This is a genomic window from Sphingopyxis sp. J-6, assembly GCF_046603995.1.
Lineage (GTDB): Bacteria > Pseudomonadota > Alphaproteobacteria > Sphingomonadales > Sphingomonadaceae > Sphingopyxis.
The window spans coordinates 3,478,331-3,493,480 of sequence record NZ_CP145810.1 but is presented as its reverse complement, the minus strand read 5'-3'; the positions used below and the strand labels follow the sequence as shown (position 1 = coordinate 3,493,480).

The following is a 15,150-nucleotide window of genomic DNA, read 5'->3' as shown; positions in this document are numbered from 1 at the left end:
GGCGGCGCGATGGCCGCAATCTGAACCGCCGCCGCGGCCGGGTCAAGCGGTCACAAATGCAACGATCGCTTCGCCCATCGCGGGCTCGGTCACGCTCGACATATGCGTGCCGGGGATGGTGACGAGCCGCGCGTCGGGCAGCGCGGCGGCCAGTTCCTCGGCCGATCCATTGTCCTGGTCCTGCTCGCCGCAGACCAGCAGCACCGGCATCGTCAGCGCCGCCAGCATGTCGGGCGAAGTATCGGTAAAGCTGTCGAGCAGCAGCGCCGCGGCGACGCGGTCGATCTTCATCGTCTTCATGAACTGGATCGACAGCCAGGTGTCGTCGCCGCGCTTCGCCGTCTCATATTCGGCGATCACGCGCTTGAAGAACTGCCCGCGCCGCTGCCACCCGGCGAGGCCGGCGAGCCCCATCCCGCCGAGGATCAGCCGGCGCGGCGCCATCTCTGCGACGACGGCACGGACGCTCGTCCGCGCGCCGAGCGAAAAGCCGCCAAGGTCGAAATCGCCCAGCCCCAGATGCGCGATCAGGTCCTGAAGGTCGTTCACCAGCACGTCGGGCGGATAGTTTTCGGGCTCGTGCGGCGCCTCGCTCGACCCGTGGACGCGCAGGTCGGGCATGATGACGCGGAAGCCCGCTTCGGCAATGCGGGCCGCGGTGCCGAATTTGATCCAGTTGATCTCGGCGCTCGAAAACAGGCCGTGGAGGAGGATCAGCGGGCGGGCGTCGCCGGCTTCGGGGCCGGTTTCGGGGCCGGTTGCCGGTTCCATCTCGCGCCACGCCAGCCGCACGCCGTCGCGCGCCTCGAAAAATTGCGGTTCGATCGTCATTCCCCTTCGCCGCGCGCCCGGGCCCAGCGGTCCTGCAACGGCGCATGATCCTCGCTGCGCATCTCGGGCAGGCCTTCGCCTGCGGTCCAGCCGTGCACACGGCTTTCGACGCCGAAATGGCTCGCCAGCCGCACCGCCGCCGGATCGTCGAGCGCCCCGACGGTCAGGTCGATATTCGGGCTGTCGGGATAGTCGAAGCTCAGCGGCGTGCCGCACTCGCCGCAAAAGCCGCGGCGGCCGAACGGCGAGGACATATAGGCCGCGCGCTCGCGCCCGGTCCATTGGACGCCGTCCTTCGCGACATTCCAGAACGCGGCCGCGACATTGCCCAGCGCCTGCTGGCACATGCGACAATGGCACCAATAGGCATCGCGGTTTGCATGCGTCGCCGAAAAGCGAATGGCGCCGCATTGGCAACCGCCGGTCAGCGCGTCGCTCATCGAGCCTGCAAGCCTTTTTGCTCCATCCGCCAGCGCGCCATTTCGATGCGGTCCTGCCCGAAAAACGGCTCGCCGTCGAAGACCAATGTCGGCACGCCCCAGTGGCCCGCAATCTCGAGCGCGACCTGGTTCGCGGCAATTTCGGTGTCGAGCGCTTCGGCATCGGCCGCCGCCTCGGCGTCGAGTTCGGCAAGGTCGAGACCCGCGCGCCGCGCGGCGCCCGCCAGATGATCGCCGCTATGCCAGTCCTGCGCACCGCCCCAGATGAGCTGCGCGGCTTCGTCGGCGAACGCGAGTCCCTTGCCGCGCCGCGCCGCCGCCTGCCCCAGCCGCGTCAGACGATAGATATAGGGCTGGTCGGCCGCGATCGCGCGGGTCGCGACGTCCTGAACGATGGGATCGGGGCGCGGCGGTCCGAACGGAATGCCGTGGAACTGCGCGACGCGGATCATGTCGCGCATCGTATAGCTCAGCCAGTTGGGGTGGCTGCGCTCGAAGAAATCGGGCTGGCGAATCGCCAGCGGATAGACCGGGCGCAGGTTGATGACGGTGTCGTGGCTTGCCGCGAGCGCGCGATAGCGGCCGATCGCGAGATAGGAGTAGGGCGAACGAAAGGACCAGAACAGGTCTGCGGCAAGACTCATGGCTGCATCCTGCCCGGAAAGGGCGATGGCGCGCAAGCGCTGCCGGGACATTTTGCGCCGCGGCGGATGTTTTTGCGTTGCAGCAATTTCATTGCTTATAATAGCTACTGCTATTATATCGACTGCCATGAGCGAGACGATCGGTTTCCTGCTGAACGATACGGCGCGTATGTACCGGCGCGCGTTCAACGCGCGTGTCCGTGACAGTGGGATTACCGCGCTGCAGTGGCGAATGATCACCTATTTGCGCCGTAACGAAGGGATACGGCAGGGACCGCTCGCGGAGGTGCTGGAGGTCGAACCCATTACCTTGTCGCGCATGGTCGACCGACTCGTCGAGGCCGGGCTGGTCGAACGGCGTGCCGATCCGACCGACCGCCGCGCGTGGCTGCTTCATCTTACCCCGCGCACCGATGCGCTTCTCGAAGGGATCCGGCCAACCGTCGACAGACTCGCGGAGGAGGCGACCGAGGGGTTGAGCGCAGCGGAGCGCGATCAGTTGACAGCCCTCGTCGAGCGCGTCCGCGCCAACCTGTCGCGCCGCATTTGCCAAAAAGACCAAAAAGAGACCGCCTGATGGACCAGATTTCTCCCGCCCGCCCCGTCGCCGAGGAAGCGAAGCCGCCCAAGCCCGCGCCGAAGGCCGATCCGGTCCCGCCGGCGCAGACCGCCGTCGCACCCGAACCGGTGGTCAAGGACACGCCGAAATGGCGGAGCCGTCTACTCATGTTCAGCGTGCCGCTGGTGCTGATCGCGTCGGGCGGCTGGTACTGGCTGACGAGCGGCGGGTCGGTGTCGACCGACAACGCCTATGTCCAGATGGACAAGGTTTCGGTCGCTGCCGAAGTCGGCGGACGCATCACCGAGGTCGCGGTGCGCGATGGCCAGATCGTCAAGGCCGGCCAACTGCTGTTCCGCATCGATCGCGAACCCTATGCGCTGACCGTCGCGCAGGCGACCGCCGCTATCGATGCGGCCGAGGTCGAGGTCGGCAACCTCTCGGCGAGCGCCAACACCTCGAGCGTCGACATCGCCGCAGCGCGCGAGGACGTCAAATTCGCCGAGGTGAACTTTGCGCGTCAGGCAGCGCTGATGGAAAAGGGCTTTACCACCAAAGCCGCCTATGACGCGTCGCGCCACGCGGTGACGCTGGCGCGCGAGCAGGTACGACAGGCCGAGGCAGCCGCGGCCGAGGCGCGCACCAAGCTCGCCGCCGGGCCCGCCAGCGGCATCAACCCGCAGGTCGAGGCGGCGCGCGTCCAGCGCGCGCAGGCTGAGGTCAACTTGGGTCGCACCGAAATCCGCGCGCCGAGCGCCGGGCGCGTCGCGCAGTCCGACCGGCTGCAGATCGGCCAGATGATGGTTCAGGGCCTGCCCGCAGTGACGCTGGTCGATACCGCGCATCCGTGGGTCGAGGCGAATTTCAAGGAAACCGACCTCGCCGACATGCGCATCGGTCAGCGCGCCGAAATCAGCTTCGACGCCTATCCGGGGCTGAAGGTGCGCGGTCATGTGCTGACGATCGGCGCCGGCACCGGCAGCGAATTTTCGGTGCTGCCGGCGCAGAACGCCACCGGCAACTGGGTCAAGGTGACGCAGCGCGTGCCGGTGCGTATCGCCTTCGACGAAAAGCCGTCGCGCGAGATGATCGCGGGCCTGTCGGCGGAAGTGCGGGTTTTCACCAAATAGCTATGGCCACCCGAGCATCCCCACGGCGGTCGGCCGCGGCGGCGCTGCCGGTCGACGACAGCGTGCCCTTGCACGAACGGGTGCGCTATCGCGGCCTGCTGACCGTTGCCGTGATGGGCGCGTCGGTGATGCAGATCCTCGACACGACAATCGCCAACGTCGCCATCCCGCATATGCAGTCGTCGCTCGGCGCGACGAGCGAGACGGTGAACTGGGTGCTCACCAGCTATATCATCGCGTCGGCCGTCGCGATGCCGATCACCGGCTGGCTCGCCGACCGGATCGGGCGACGGCAGTTGTTCCTCGCCGCGGTCGCGGGTTTCATCGTCGCCTCGATGGCATGCGGCGCCGCGCAGAACCTCGAGGAGATGGTGGCGTTCCGCTTCCTGCAGGGGATCAGCGCCGCCTTCATCGGGCCGCTGTCGCAATCGGTGATGCTCGATATCAACCCGCCCGAACGCCATGCGCGCGCGATGTCGATCTGGGGCATGGGGATCATGGTCGGGCCCATTCTCGGGCCGATCTTGGGCGGCTGGCTGACCGAACAGGCGAACTGGCGCTGGGTCTTCTACGTCAACCTGCCCGTCGGCCTCTTGACCCTTGCGATGATGTGGGCGCTCCTCCCCGCCACGAAGACGACCAGCCGCCGCTTCGACCTGTTCGGCTTTTCGATGCTCGCGCTGGGGCTCGCGGCGCTGCAACTGATGCTCGACCGCGGCGCGAACCAGGACTGGTTCAACAGCACCGAGATCTGGATCGAACTCGGCGTCAGCGTCGCCTGCCTCTGGATGTTCATTATCCACCTGCTGACCGCACGGTCGCCGCTGTTCAACCGCGCGATGCTCGCCGATCGCAACCTCGTCACCGCGATGGGCTTCATGGTCGTGATCGGCGTCGTCATGTTCTCCTCAATGGCGCTGCTGCCGCCGATGCTGCAGCGGCTGTTCGACTGGCCGGTGATCGATACGGGGCTTGTCCTCGCCGTCCGCGGCGTCGGTATCCTGATGAGCATGTGGGTCGCGGGCCAGTTGCTCGGCAAGGTCGATGCGCGCTGGATGGTCGGCACGGGGCTGTTCATCGCCGCTTATTCCTTGTGGCAGATGAGCCACTGGTCGCTGATGATGGGAAGCTGGCCGGTGATCGTCAGCGGGCTGGTGCAGGGGGTCGGCATGGGGCTGATCTTCATCCCGCTCAACACCATGGCGTTCGCGACGATCCCGCCGCAATATCGCACCGACGGATCGAGCCTGCTCAACCTGTTCCGCAGCGTCGGCGCCTCGGTCGGCATTTCGGTCGTCACCACATTGCTCGGCGCGAACACGCAGACGAGCCATGAGGACCTCGCCGCGCATATCACCAACAGTTCGGTCAGCCTGCTCGACCCGTCGACCGCCGATCGCTTCGGCATCGTCGGCGATACCGCGCTCGCGATGGTCAATGCCGAAATCAACCGGCAGGCCGCGATGGTCGCCTATATCGACGATTTCTGGCTGATGATGTGGATCACGCTGGCATCGGTGCCGCTGGTGATCCTGCTGCGCCCGCCGCGGCCGGGGGCGCAGGCGGCGTCGGCCGCCGATATGGGGCATTGAGGCGCCCGCCCGATCGCTCCATTCCGTCGTCGAACCGCAAGAATGCCGGTAGTGACCCCTGTCACATCGTCGCCTCCGCATCTGGCCTAACCCGATCGCAGGTGACAATATCCCAATCTATTCTGTATGTTGGGTCGAAACAGGGGAATGCCGATCATGCCGAACCGTCGACGCCAGTTGCTGGCGCTTGTGCTTGCCGCGCCATTGTGGACCGCCGCACCGGCGGCGTTCGCGCAGCAAGCGCCGGTCGCGGATGCCGCATCGGGCGAACTCGACGGCGACCAGCAGAAGATGCTCGACCTGATCAATCAGGGCATGGACCTCGACCGCGCCGGCAAATATCCCGATGCTGAAAAGATCTATCGGCGCTGGATCGGCGAAGCGACCAAGCGCTATGGCGCCGACGGGCTGATCACCGGCCTTGGCTACCGCGTGCTTGCCGGTAATCTGGAGGAGCAGAACCGGCTGAAAGAGGCCGAAGATTATTGGCGGCGGCTGCTCGATATCAATCGCGCGGTGATGGGCGAGAATGACGACGAAACGCTGACCGCCACAGCCTTTCTCTCTTCCAACTATATCAAGCAGGGCCGGCCGGCCGATGCGCTGCCGCTGCGCCGCGCAATCCTCGCTGCACGCATCGCGAACAGGGGCGAGATGGATGCCAAGACCATCGTCGCGACAAGCAATCTGGCGTCGGTCGCGTCCGAACTCGGCGATATGAAGGAAGCCGAGGCGCTCTATCGCAAGGCGCTCGATACCAGCCTTGCCGTTCACGGCGAAAATCATCGCGAGACAGCGTCGGGCTACGGCAATCTCGCGGTCGTGCTGCGTAGCCTCGGGCGCTTCGACGAAGCGGCGCCGATGCTCGAAAAGGCACGCGCGATCGACGAGGGACTGGCGGGCGCGAACAGCGACGATGTGGCGCTGCGCCACTATAACAGCGCGGTCAATTTCGGCGACATGGGGCGCTATGCCGATGCCGATACGGCGGCGAACAAGGCGCTCGAAATCTGGCGCGCGGTGAAGGGCGACGACAGCCCGCAGGCGGCGCTCGGCTACACCGCGGTCGCCTATAGCCAGAATCTCGCGGGATGGTTCGCCGATGCCGACGCCAATTATCGCAAGGCGCTGGCGATCCGCGAAAAGACGCTCGGCGCGGCGCATCCGCTGACCGGCGAGGCCTACAATAATCTCGCGCTCAACATGGAAAGCAGCGGCATGCCGCCGAGCACCATCGAGCCGCTGCTCCGCAAGGCGCTCGACATCACGCGTTCGTCGCTCGGCGAAAGCAGCGAGCGCACTGCGACGATGTACGGCAATATCGCGCACAATCTGAACCAGCAGGGCCGCTATGCGGAGGCCGAGCCAATGTACCGCCGCGCGCTCGACATCCGGGAAGGCGTGGCCGGGCCGAACCATCCTTCCTACGCGACGCTTCTGATCAACCTCGCCTATAATTTCGACGAAGACGGTCATCCGGAACGCGCCGAGCCGCTGATGCGGCAGGCGCTCGGGATTTTCCAGGCCAAGTTCGGCGACGATAATCCCGAAACCGCCTGGGCCTATACCAGTCTCGGATCGCTGCTCGGGTCGCTCGGCCAGCATGCCGAAGGCGCCGACATGACGATCAAGGCGCTCGAAATCCGGCGGCGCCTGCTCGGTGAAAATCATCCGCTGACCGCGGTCGCCTATAACAGCGTCGCGGCGGCACTCGTCCGCCGCGGTGGGCTCGAAGGCGCGGGCGACAAGGCGGCCGAGCCCTATTACCGCCAGTCGCTCGCGATCCTCCGACAGAGCGTCGGCGAAGCACATATCGACACCGCGCGCGCGCACGAAAATCTCGCGCTCAACCTGATGCGGCAGGGCAAGACGGTGGAGGCCGAGCAAGAGGCCGACAAGGCGGTGGCGATCGTCCGCGGCCTCGACGAACGGAGTGCGGCCGGCGGCAATGCGGTCGCGCTTTCGGCGCTCGACCGCCAGCAGGCCAATCCCAACCGCGCCACCTTCACCAGTTACATGAACGTCGCCTTCGGACTGATGAGCGACACCCCCGACGCCGCCGGCCAGTCGAAGTTGCAGGATCGCGCGTTCCGCGCTGCGCAGGATGCGATCAGTTCGGCGTCGGGGCGCGCGGTGCTGCAGACGGCGGCGCGGAGTGCCGCCAAGACGCCGGAGATGGCCGAGGCCGTCCGGCAGGAACAGGATCTGGCGGCGCGGGCGAACCTGATCGACAAGAATCTGCTCCGCGCGCTCGGCGACCGCAAGCCGGTCGAGGCGACCCGGCTGCGCAGCGAACTCGATACGATCCGCGCGCAGCTTGCCGACGTCAGCGCGCTGATCGACAAGAAATATCCCGCCTATCGCCAGCTTGTCTCGCCGCGCCCGATCGCGCTTGCCGACGCGCAAAAGGCGCTGCGCCCCGGCGAGGCCCTGCTCCTGATGACCGAGGCGGCGAACACCTTCCATCTGTTCGTCGTCACCCCGACCGCGGTCGGCTGGAGCCGGCCGGGCAAGGACATCGACGTCATCCTCAAACAGATTGCCGACCTGCGCTGCGACGTCGACTATGCGACCTGCTCGGCGGCGCGCCGGGCCGAACTCGACCAGTTGCCGACATCGGCGAAGGAGCTCGAGGGCAACCAGCGCTTCGATCTCGACACCGCGAATGCGCTGTACAAGCTGTTGATCGAACCGGTCGAACCGCTGCTGCAGGGTACCACGCGCCTTTATGTGACCAGCTCGGGCAAGCTCGGCGATCTGCCGCTGGCGATGCTCTCGTCGACTGCGCTCCCCGAGGGCGCGGACCCAGCCGACCCCGATGTGATGGCGCGCGCGGGATGGCTCGCCGACCGCTACGCCTTCACCAGCCTGCCGTCGGTCGCGGCGCTGACGCTCGCCGGCGAAGCGCGTTCGGGCAAGCGCGGCAATTATTTCCGCGGCTATGGCGCTCCGGTGCTGCTGGGCGGCGACACTGGCGCGCGCGCTGCCGCGGGCGTCGGCGTGTTCGATGGCGTCTCGGCATCGGGATCGCCGCTGGCTGACCCCGATGCGCTCCGCAAGCTGGCGCCGCTGCCCGGCACGAAGGTCGAACTCGCGGCGATGGCCAGCCTGTTCGACGCGCCGAAGGACAGCCTGACGACCGACCGCGGCGCCACCGAAGCCGCGCTGCGGCAGGACGCGGCGCTCGCGACGAGCCGCGTGATCGCGATCGCGACGCACGGCCTGCTCCCCGATCCGGCGCTCGGGCTCAGCGAACCCGGCCTGGTGCTGACTCCGCCCAATGAAGCGAGCGACCTCGACGACGGCCTGCTGACGGCGACCGAGGCGGCGCGGCTGTCGCTGTCGGCCGACTGGGTGATCCTGTCGGCGTGCAACACCGCATCGGCGGAAAATTCGGGCGGCGTCGACAGCCTGTCGGCGCTCGCGCGCGGTTTTCTATACGCCGGCGCCGACGCGCTGCTCGCGAGCCATTGGCGGGTGTCGGACGAAGCGACCGCGGTGCTGACCGTCGAAACGTTGATGGCGCGGCAGGCGAACCCCGACATGTCGCGCGCGCAGGCGCTCCAGTCGGGGATGAAGGCGGTACGCAGCGGCAAGCGCGCCGACGGCACCGCGATCGCTGGCTGGAAGCCGGGCTGGGCGCATCCCGCCGCCTGGGCGCCGTTCACCAACATCGCCAACCGCGACGATTGAGCGGCGCGGGCATTTGCCTTCGACGCTGCGCCGATTATAGCGGCGCCTGCCCAACGGAGTTCCGCCGATGCCGATCAAGGCCGCCCGCGTCTATCACGACGGCAAGCTCGTCCGCGAACTTGGCGCGGACGAGGCGATCCCCGAGGATTGCGACGACGGCGATTTCTTCTGGCTCGGGCTGTACGAGCCGACGCCGGGCGAACTGGCGGGGATCGCCAAGCGTTTCGGGCTGCACCCGCTTGCGGTCGAGGATGCGTTGAAAGCGAACCAGTTGCCAAAGGTCGAGGCCTATGGCGACCAGCTCTTCGTCATCACCCGCACCGCCAATCTCGACGGTGACACGATCCAGCCCGGCGAAACCGCTTTCTTCCTCGGGCCGCATTTCTTCGTCAGCGTCCGCCACGGATCGGCGCGCACGCATACCGACGTGCGGGCGCGGCTCGAAACGCTGCCGGCCAAGCTCGCGCACGGACCCGACTATGTCCTCTATGCGATCCTCGATTTCATCGTCGACGGCTATTTCCCGGTGATCGACGCAATCGAGGACCGGCTGCTGCTCGTCGAGGACAGCGTGATGGACACGCCGCTCGACGCTGGCGAAATCCGCCATCTCTATGCCCAGCGGCACGAGATCATCCGGTTTCAGCGCCTCGTGGGGATGATGAAGGAGGTCGCGAACAGCCTCGCGACCGACGACGACCTGCCCAATATCGACGCCGCGGTCCGTCCCTTCTTCCGCGACATCTGGGACCATGTCCAGCGCGCCGAATTCCGGCTGAACGGGCTGCGCGACATCGCCGCCTCGGTGATCGAGACCAACGGCATGCTCGAACAGCAACGGCAGGGCGTGATCACCCGCCAGCTCGCGGCCTGGGCCGCGATCCTTGCGGTGCCGACGGCGATCGCCGGGATCTACGGGATGAATTTCGAGCATATGCCCGAGCTCGGCTGGACCTTCGGCTACCCGCTGATCGTCGGCGCGATGGCGACGATCTGCGCCGGGCTTTACTGGCGGTTCAAGAGAATCGGCTGGCTCTAGCGGGCTTTTGCAGGGAGCCGCTGGCGCAATTTTTCGAGTTCGCGCTGCGGCACCGGGGACAGCGACGCCGCCGCTTTTCCCTTGCGCAGGCGCTTGCGGTCCTTCTCCGACGGTTCGACCGGCCGCACGCGCACCGCCGCATGACCCTGCGCTTTCATGCCCAGTTCTTCGGCGGCGCCGCGCGACAGATCGATGATCCGGCCGGCGGCAAAGGGCCCGCGATCGTTGACCCGCACGATGATGCGGCGCCCGGTATCGAGCGCGGTCACCTCGACATAGGTGGGGAGGGGCAGCGTCGTGTGTGCGGCGGTGATCCAGCCGGGGCGGAATTGTTCGCCGTTGGCGGTGCGGTTGCCCGACTCGCTGCCGTACCAGCTCGCATAACCGACCATGTCATAAGCCGGCGCGGCGGCGGGGACATAGGTGGTGCCGCGCACCGCATAGGGCTTGCCGATCCGCACCGGCGTGTCGCTCACCGGCCGGAAATTGCCGCCCGCGCAGGCCGAGAGCATCAACAGGGCGGCTGCCAAACCTGCCGGACGGTACAGCATCGAAGGCTTCATTCGGGTGTCGCCGTCTTGACCGGGTTGCGGGCATGGGCGGGCATTTCGGGCGGCAGTTCCAGCCAGCGATGCCGGTCCTCGGCCCACACGGCTTGCGCCGGCATCGGGAAATCCGGGTCGGCGAAGCTGCCTGCGGCAACGCCGACCAGATGCGGCATGCGTTCGGGTTCCCACCACAAAGTCGAACCGCATCCGGGACAGAAATGGAAAGAAACATCGAACCCGCTCGCCGACGGACGCCGGAAGGTCTTGGCTTCGCCCGCCGCCAGGCTGACGGAATCGCGCGGGAAAAAGGCCGCAACGCTGAACAGCGAGCCGGTGCGCCGCTGGCAATCGCGGCAATGGCAGAGCGAGACTTTCGACGGCTCGCCGGTGCATCGAAGCTGCAGCGTGCCGCAGTGACAGGAGGCGCGTCGTTCCATCGCGTATCGCCGATATCATCCCTTGCCCGGCAAACAAAGCGTGGCGGTTCTTGCACTTGTCCGCCGGACACCCTAAATTCGGGCCTCATCGATTGGAGACTTCGTCATGGACCGGAACCTGACCGCAACGCAGCCCCGCCTTGCCGCCAGGAAAGTCCATGTCCATGCCATCGATCACCGTTTCCCGTCTCAGCTGGTCCACGCCTGACGGCCGCGCCGTCCTTTCGGACCTCGACCTCCAGTTCGAGCTCGAACGTGTCGGCATCGTCGGCCGCAACGGCGTCGGCAAATCGACGCTGCTGCGATTGCTGACCGGCGAACTCACGCCGTCCGCCGGCCATATCGCGATCGACGGCAGCGTGGCGATGCTGCGCCAGACGGTACAGGTCGCGGCGGACGAGCAGGTGGCCGATCTGTTCGGCGCGCGCGCCGGGCTTGCCCTGCTGGGCAAGGCCGAGGCGGGCAGGGCGAGCGTCGACGAGATCGCCGACGCCGACTGGACGCTCGAGGCGCGGCTCGACGAAGCGCTGGCGAATGTCGGTCTGCCCGTGCCGCCCGACACGCCGCTGGCGTCGCTCTCCGGCGGCCAGCGCACGCGCGCCGCGCTCGCAGGGGCGATGTTCGCGGCGCCCGATTTCCTGCTCCTCGACGAACCGACCAACAATCTCGATCGCGAGGGCCGCGATGCGGTCCGCGCGCTGCTCGCCGGCTGGCGCGGCGGCGCGCTCGTCGTCAGCCATGATCGCGAATTGCTTGAGGGGATGGACGCGATCGTCGAGCTGACGACGCTCGGCGGCGCGCGCTACGGCGGCGGCTGGAGCGACTATCGCGCGCGCAAGGATATCGAGGCTGCGGCCGCCGAGGCCGAACTGGCTGGTGCCGAAAAGGAATTGGGCCGGGTCCGGCGCCAGGCGCAGGTCACCGCCGAACGGCAGGCGCGCCGCGATGCCGGTGGGCGGCGCAAGGCGGCGCGCGGCGACGAGCCCGCGATCCTGCTCGGCACGCTGAAGCGCCGCGCCGAGGAAAGCGTCGGCGCCAACCGCCGCCTCGCCGAACGCCAGCGCGGCGAGGCCGAGGAACAGCTTTCCGCCGCGCGCGCGAAGGTCGAGGTTGTCGATCCGCTGTCGGTCGGCCTGCCCTCGACCGGCCTGCCTTCGTCGCGCATCGTGCTGTCGCTCGACCATGTCAGCGCGGGCTATGTCGCGGGGCGCCCGGTGATCGACGATGTGTCGCTGACCATCACCGGTCCCGAACGCGTCGCGATCACCGGCCCCAACGGATCGGGCAAGTCGACTTTGCTCGCGCTGGTCGCCGGAACGCTCGCGCCGTGGAGCGGCCGCGTCCATGTGCCCGTGCCCTTCGCACTGTTCGACCAGCGCGTCAGCCTGCTCGACCCGGCGCTGTCGATCGCCGACAATTTCCTCGCCCGCAATCCGGGGACGACGAACAATGCGTGCCGCGCCGCGCTGGCGCGCTTCCGCTTTCGTGCCGACGCCGCCGACCGCATTGCGGGAACCTTGAGCGGGGGCCAGATGCTGCGCGCCGGGCTCGCCTGCGTTCTCGGCGCGCCGGTGCCGCCACAACTGCTCATCCTCGACGAGCCCGCCAACCATCTCGACCTCGATTCGCTGACCGCGGTCGAGACGGGGCTCGCGGCCTATGACGGCGCGCTGCTCGTCGTCAGTCACGACGCCGCCTTTCTCGATGCGATCGGAATCACGCGCGAGGTGACGATGCCGCGCGGCCGCGATTAAGGGATGACAGCCGGTTTCGCCGCGCTACACCAGTGGCATGAAGAAACTGATCTCCGCCGCGGCCGTGCTTGCCGTGCTCGCGCCCGCGGCTGCCCAGGCCGCCGATCCCCGCCCCGATCAACTGGCCTTCCGCGAGCTTTACCGCGAGCTTGTCGAAACCAACACGACGCTGTCTTCGGGCAGTTGCACGCTCGCGTCCGAACGGATGGCGGCGCGGCTCAAGGCGGCGGGTTTTGCCGACGACCAGTTGACCTTGTTCGCGACGCCCGAGCATCCGAAGGAGGGCGGTCTCGTCGCCGTCTATCCCGGCACCGCCAGGGCGGCGAAACCGATCCTGCTCGTCGCGCATATCGACGTCGTCGAGGCGAAGCGCGAGGATTGGGAGCGCGATCCGTTCAAGCTGATCGAAGAAGGCGGCTATTTCTACGGTCGCGGCACGCTCGACGACAAGGCGCAGGCGGCGGTGTGGGTGGACACGCTGATCCGTTTCAAGCAGCAAGGCTATAAGCCCAAACGCACGGTAAAGCTGGCGCTGACCTGCGGCGAGGAGACGAACGGCGCGTTCAACGGCGTCGAATGGCTCGCCGCGAACAAGCGCGACCTGATCGACGCCGAATTCGCGCTCAACGAGGGTGGCGGCGGCGACAGTGACGGGAAGGGCAAGGTGCTCGGCCAGTCGGTGCAGGTCGGCGAAAAGACCTTCGCCAATTTCCGCCTGGAAACGCGCAACCCCGGCGGGCACAGCTCGGTGCCGGTGCGCGACAATGCGATCTACCAGTTGTCGCGCGCGCTGACCAAGATCGACGAATATGAATTTCCCGTCGAAATGACCGACGTGACGCGGCGCTTCTTTGCCGAAGCGGGCGCGGCGCGCGGCGACGAGACAGGCAATGCGATGGCGGCGCTGGCGACAAACCCGGCCGACAAGGCGGCGCTGGCGATCGTCGACAAGGACCGTTTCCTCCACGGCAATATCCGCACCACATGCGTCGCGACGCTGCTCGACGGCGGCCATGCGCCCAACGCGTTGCCGCAGCGCGCGGGGGCAAACATCAATTGCCGCATCTTCCCCGGCCACAGCATCGAAAGCATCCGCGACGAACTGGCGAAGGTGATCGGCGATCCGGGCGTCACCGTTACCCAACTGCCGCCCAAGCGCCCCGCGCCGCCGGCACCGCCGCTCGACCCGAAGATCATCGGCCCGATGGAAAAGCTCGTCGCCAAATATTGGCCGGGCCTGAAGGTCATCCCGTCGATGGCCAACGGCTATACCGACGCGACCTTCCTCGGTGCGGTCGGCATTCCGACCTATGGCATCCCCGGAATCTGGGGCGACCCCGACGGCAACGGCGTCCACGGTCTCAACGAACGCGTCGAGGTCAAGGCGGTCTATGTCGGGCGCGATTATATGTTCGACCTTGTGAAGGCCTATGCCTACAAGCCCTGATATCTCCGCTCCGGCCTTAGGCCTCGGGCCCGTGCGTCAGGCGGCGCGGGCCTTGCGTCCCTTCGCGGCGGCGGCGCGCGCGGCTTTCAGTTCCTCTTCGCCGCACAATATGTCCATATAGAGTTCTGCGTTGCGGCGGCGCTCGGCAATGCTCTGCCGGACCCCGATCGCATAATAGCCGATCTGGTGGTAATAGAAGACGCGGGCGCGGATCGCCGCATGCTCCTTGTCGCAGCCGATCGCCTCGAAGAATTTCTGCAGCGTATCGAGCCGCTCGCGGTCGGCGCGTTCGACCGCCCATTCGGCACGCTTGTCGGCGCGCGCCCATTCGCGCACGGCAAGGTCGAACCGGTAATCATAGCCGTCGGATTCGATCAGCCTGCCGATCGTGCGATCGAGCCATTCGATGGCATCGCCCGGGCGCGGCGGCGGCGGATCGTCGGGGAGGAAGCGGCAGCTATTCTCCCAATGCCGGATGATCTGTTCGAAGAATTCGTCGCGATCCTTGAAATTATGATAAAATCCGCCGCGCGTGACGCCAAGCCGGTTGGCGAGGCGATCGACCTTCAGCCCGGCGATGCCTTCGTCGACCAGCGTTCGCTGCGCGGCCTCGATCCAGTCCTGCACCGTATTTTTCGGTGTGCGTCCAGCCATAGGTTTTCATATTCCCCGTTGCGCTCGCTGTCCGGGCAATCGGACATCGCACTTCCCCCATGTCATATTTTCGCGAAACAACAAAGCCGGCGTGCATCGATGCATGATAATTTCGCAGGCCATCGCGAAATGCCAACGCACTGGCGAGGGCCGTTCGGGCGTGCCTTGCAAGTTAAATGCATTTATGAATTAAATTACGAGCAAGATGCGGCGGTCCCTCGTCGCGATCCGGATGCGGCCGGCCGATTTCTCTCCCCGGCGGTGCTGCCATCGCTTGCGCCCGGCCGCATTTTCGATAGGTGATGCGGCCGGGAACGGCGGAGCGGGCAGGCGGCCCGACTGCCGGTTCAAGGTGGTGGTTCGGGCGAGCATTCGGGGGCGA

13 protein-coding genes are annotated in these 15,150 nt (G+C 66.9%); 7 read left to right on the top strand and 6 right to left on the bottom strand.

What is annotated here, in order from left to right; translation table 11 throughout:
• Positions 1-42: 42 nt before the first annotated feature.
• Genes V6U71_RS16660 through V6U71_RS16650 form a run of 3 tightly spaced genes read right to left on the bottom strand, consistent with a single transcriptional unit; the run spans position 43 to position 1,915 of the window.
• Positions 43-831, bottom strand: a complete 789-nt coding sequence (locus V6U71_RS16660) for an alpha/beta fold hydrolase (RefSeq protein ID WP_411339497.1) — start codon at positions 829-831, stop codon at positions 43-45.
• Complete coding sequence (locus V6U71_RS16655; protein WP_411339496.1) at positions 828-1,271, bottom strand: GFA family protein; 444 nt, start codon at positions 1,269-1,271, stop codon at positions 828-830. The genes V6U71_RS16660 and V6U71_RS16655 overlap by 4 nt, the downstream gene beginning before the upstream one ends.
• Positions 1,268-1,915, bottom strand: coding sequence for a 2-hydroxychromene-2-carboxylate isomerase (locus V6U71_RS16650; protein WP_411339495.1), 648 nt, complete (start codon positions 1,913-1,915; stop codon positions 1,268-1,270). Before V6U71_RS16650 ends, V6U71_RS16655 begins: the two co-directional genes overlap by 4 nt.
• 127 nt (positions 1,916-2,042) lie before the next feature.
• Here V6U71_RS16650 and V6U71_RS16645 point away from each other — a divergent pair, with 127 nt between their 5' ends.
• From V6U71_RS16645 to V6U71_RS16625, 5 genes are all read left to right on the top strand, one after another.
• Complete coding sequence (locus V6U71_RS16645) at positions 2,043-2,492, top strand: MarR family winged helix-turn-helix transcriptional regulator (RefSeq protein WP_411339494.1); 450 nt, start codon at positions 2,043-2,045, stop codon at positions 2,490-2,492.
• Positions 2,492-3,604, top strand: coding sequence for an HlyD family secretion protein (locus tag V6U71_RS16640; RefSeq protein WP_411339493.1), 1,113 nt, complete (start codon positions 2,492-2,494; stop codon positions 3,602-3,604). The genes V6U71_RS16645 and V6U71_RS16640 overlap by 1 nt, the downstream gene beginning before the upstream one ends.
• A gap of 2 nt (positions 3,605-3,606) precedes the next feature.
• Positions 3,607-5,196 (top strand): MDR family MFS transporter, encoded by a 1,590-nt coding sequence (locus tag V6U71_RS16635; RefSeq protein WP_411339492.1) that lies wholly within the window; start codon positions 3,607-3,609, stop codon positions 5,194-5,196.
• A 156-nt stretch (positions 5,197-5,352) separates the two neighbouring features.
• Positions 5,353-8,889, top strand: coding sequence for a CHAT domain-containing tetratricopeptide repeat protein (locus tag V6U71_RS16630; RefSeq protein ID WP_411339491.1), 3,537 nt, complete (start codon positions 5,353-5,355; stop codon positions 8,887-8,889).
• Positions 8,890-8,956: 67 nt separating this feature from the next.
• Entirely contained in the window at positions 8,957-9,928 is a 972-nt protein-coding gene (locus V6U71_RS16625) for a magnesium and cobalt transport protein CorA (RefSeq protein WP_411339490.1), read from the top strand.
• Here the strand turns inward: V6U71_RS16625 and V6U71_RS16620 are convergent.
• Both V6U71_RS16620 and V6U71_RS16615 read right to left on the bottom strand, forming a co-directional pair.
• A complete protein-coding gene (locus tag V6U71_RS16620) occupies positions 9,925-10,491 on the bottom strand; it encodes a septal ring lytic transglycosylase RlpA family protein (RefSeq protein WP_411339489.1) in 567 nt (188 codons plus the stop codon). The genes V6U71_RS16625 and V6U71_RS16620 overlap by 4 nt on opposite strands.
• Positions 10,488-10,913: a GFA family protein gene (locus V6U71_RS16615; protein ID WP_411339488.1), complete on the bottom strand. Its 426-nt coding sequence runs from the start codon at positions 10,911-10,913 to the stop codon at positions 10,488-10,490. The genes V6U71_RS16620 and V6U71_RS16615 overlap by 4 nt, the downstream gene beginning before the upstream one ends.
• 158 nt (positions 10,914-11,071) lie before the next feature.
• On the opposite strand from V6U71_RS16615, the gene V6U71_RS16610 reads away from it, so the two are divergent.
• Both V6U71_RS16610 and V6U71_RS16605 read left to right on the top strand, forming a co-directional pair.
• The gene (locus V6U71_RS16610; RefSeq protein ID WP_411339487.1) at positions 11,072-12,667 is read left to right on the top strand and encodes an ABC-F family ATP-binding cassette domain-containing protein; all 1,596 of its coding nucleotides are present in this window, start codon (positions 11,072-11,074) and stop codon (positions 12,665-12,667) included.
• Positions 12,668-12,704: 37 nt separating this feature from the next.
• Complete coding sequence (locus V6U71_RS16605; RefSeq protein WP_411339486.1) at positions 12,705-14,114, top strand: M20/M25/M40 family metallo-hydrolase; 1,410 nt, start codon at positions 12,705-12,707, stop codon at positions 14,112-14,114.
• Positions 14,115-14,150: 36 nt separating this feature from the next.
• On the opposite strand, the gene V6U71_RS16600 is transcribed toward V6U71_RS16605, so the two are convergent.
• On the bottom strand, positions 14,151-14,768 hold the full coding sequence (locus tag V6U71_RS16600; RefSeq protein ID WP_054731080.1) for a TetR/AcrR family transcriptional regulator: 618 nt from the start codon (positions 14,766-14,768) through the stop codon (positions 14,151-14,153).
• Positions 14,769-15,150 lie beyond the last annotated feature (382 nt).

Coding starts and splice junctions, on each gene's coding strand:
- V6U71_RS16660 (WP_411339497.1), bottom strand. CDS start 831: ATGACGATCGAACCGCAATTTTTCGAGGCGCGCGACGGCGTGCGGCTG.
- V6U71_RS16655 (WP_411339496.1), bottom strand. CDS start 1,271: ATGAGCGACGCGCTGACCGGCGGTTGCCAATGCGGCGCCATTCGCTTT.
- V6U71_RS16650 (WP_411339495.1), bottom strand. CDS start 1,915: ATGAGTCTTGCCGCAGACCTGTTCTGGTCCTTTCGTTCGCCCTACTCC.
- V6U71_RS16645 (WP_411339494.1), top strand. CDS start 2,043: ATGAGCGAGACGATCGGTTTCCTGCTGAACGATACGGCGCGTATGTAC.
- V6U71_RS16640 (WP_411339493.1), top strand. CDS start 2,492: ATGGACCAGATTTCTCCCGCCCGCCCCGTCGCCGAGGAAGCGAAGCCG.
- V6U71_RS16635 (WP_411339492.1), top strand. CDS start 3,607: ATGGCCACCCGAGCATCCCCACGGCGGTCGGCCGCGGCGGCGCTGCCG.
- V6U71_RS16630 (WP_411339491.1), top strand. CDS start 5,353: ATGCCGAACCGTCGACGCCAGTTGCTGGCGCTTGTGCTTGCCGCGCCA.
- V6U71_RS16625 (WP_411339490.1), top strand. CDS start 8,957: ATGCCGATCAAGGCCGCCCGCGTCTATCACGACGGCAAGCTCGTCCGC.
- V6U71_RS16620 (WP_411339489.1), bottom strand. CDS start 10,491: ATGAAGCCTTCGATGCTGTACCGTCCGGCAGGTTTGGCAGCCGCCCTG.
- V6U71_RS16615 (WP_411339488.1), bottom strand. CDS start 10,913: ATGGAACGACGCGCCTCCTGTCACTGCGGCACGCTGCAGCTTCGATGC.
- V6U71_RS16610 (WP_411339487.1), top strand. CDS start 11,072: ATGTCCATGCCATCGATCACCGTTTCCCGTCTCAGCTGGTCCACGCCT.
- V6U71_RS16605 (WP_411339486.1), top strand. CDS start 12,705: ATGAAGAAACTGATCTCCGCCGCGGCCGTGCTTGCCGTGCTCGCGCCC.
- V6U71_RS16600 (WP_054731080.1), bottom strand. CDS start 14,768: ATGGCTGGACGCACACCGAAAAATACGGTGCAGGACTGGATCGAGGCC.